This is a genomic window from Actinosynnema sp. NPDC059797 (assembly GCF_042732085.1).
In the GTDB taxonomy this organism is placed as follows: Bacteria; Actinomycetota; Actinomycetes; order Mycobacteriales; family Pseudonocardiaceae; genus Actinosynnema.
The window spans coordinates 1-1,017 of record NZ_JBHWIE010000772.1; the positions used below are offsets into that span (position 1 = coordinate 1).

The following is a 1,017-nucleotide window of genomic DNA, read 5'->3' on the forward strand; positions in this document are numbered from 1 at the left end:
GCCCTGGGCGGTGTGGTGCTGCCCGCCGTGCTGTTCCTGGCGGTGGTCGGTGGTGGACCGGGGGCGCGCGGGTGGGGCGTTCCGCTGGCCACCGACATCGCGTTCGCCGTGGGCGTGCTGGCGCTGCTGGGCTCGCGGGTGCCGGCCGGGGTGAAGCTGTTCCTGCTGTCGGTGGCGATCGTCGACGACATCATCGCGGTGGGGGTCATCGCGGTGGCCTACACGGAGGCGCTGGAACCGGGGTGGCTGCTCGCGGCGGTGGCCGGCCTGGTCGTGGTCGTGGTGATGCGCCGGGCGGGTGTGGTCTCGGTCGCGGCGTACGTCCCGGTGGGGTTGTTCGTGTGGTTGGCGACGCTGCACTCGGGCGTGCACGCCACCATCGCCGGTGTGGTGCTGGGCCTGGTGACCCCGGCACGCCCCGTGGCCGGGCGCGCCGTCCTCGACGACCTCCAGCGCCGCCTGCACCCGGTCTCCGCGTTCGCCGTGGTGCCGTTGTTCGCGCTGGCCAACGCCGGGGTGGACCTGCGGGGCGGGGCCGTGGGCGAGGCGGTGGGCAGCCCGGTGGCGTGGGGGGTCGTGCTCGGCCTGCTCGTCGGCAAGGTCGTGGGGATCGGCGGGGTGACGTGGCTGGCGCTGCGACTGCGCGTCGGCGTGCTGCCCACCGGGATGCCGCCGCGGTTGGTGTGGGGCGTGGCGGCGCTGGCCGGGATCGGGTTCACGGTCTCGCTGTTCATCAGCGACCTCGCCTACACCGATCCGGCGCTCGTCACCCAGGCCAAGGTCGGCATCTTCACCGCCAGCGCCGTGGCCGCCGTGCTCGGCAGCGGGCTGCTGCTCGCGCTGACCCGGCGTGGCGACCCGTCCCCCGCCGTGCGCGGGACGTCGGAGGAGGGGGACGGTGGCGGTGCCTAGTTCCCCGCGCGCAGGGCGGCGAACGCCTGGTCGACCAGCGCGCGGAGGTCGTCGGCGACCTCGCCCTCGACCCACGCCGTCAGGGCCTTGGTGAGGGCGGAGGTG

1 protein-coding gene is annotated in these 1,017 nt (G+C 75.3%); it reads left to right on the forward strand.

Going from position 1 to position 1,017, the window contains the following annotated elements; genetic code table 11:
- The coding region (locus ACFV4N_RS44060; protein WP_499678659.1) for a Na+/H+ antiporter NhaA at positions 1-912 on the forward strand (912 nt) is incomplete at its 5' end.
- Positions 913-1,017 lie beyond the last annotated feature (105 nt).